Genomic DNA, 333 nt, shown 5'->3' with positions numbered 1-333 from the left:
GAATACAATTTATTCTTGGGAGTATCAGGGCGCGGGTCAAAAATACACTAATTTAGCATACTGGATTTTGTCAATATTTTCAGGAGGAATACCATTATTGTTTCTTTGGTCGGTTACTGACATGACAGTAGACTCACCTGTTTTTTTGGGGCTCTTTATTTTATCAACGACACTGGTGTTTATAGGGAGATATTTATTTGCACCAGATAAACATCGTTGTTATCACCTAACATCAATGGGTATTCATTACACTGAACAAGACATGATCCCTGAAGTGGCTTATAAAATTGCGCGAGGCTTTGCTTGGGTTGGCATTGTGGTCTGTATTATCGT

Annotated in this window: 1 pseudogene; it reads left to right on the top strand. The window is 38.1% G+C overall.

Annotated features, from left to right (window positions below):
* Positions 1–121: 121 nt before the first annotated feature.
* A pseudogene (locus A6E06_RS20215) lies at positions 122–333 on the top strand (hypothetical protein); the annotation flags it as partial.

The organism is Aliivibrio sp. 1S175, assembly GCF_001690985.1.
In the GTDB taxonomy this organism is placed as follows: Bacteria; Pseudomonadota; Gammaproteobacteria; order Enterobacterales; family Vibrionaceae; genus Aliivibrio.
The sequence above is the reverse complement of the archived record's forward strand: the minus strand, read 5'-3'. Positions and strand labels throughout refer to the sequence as shown.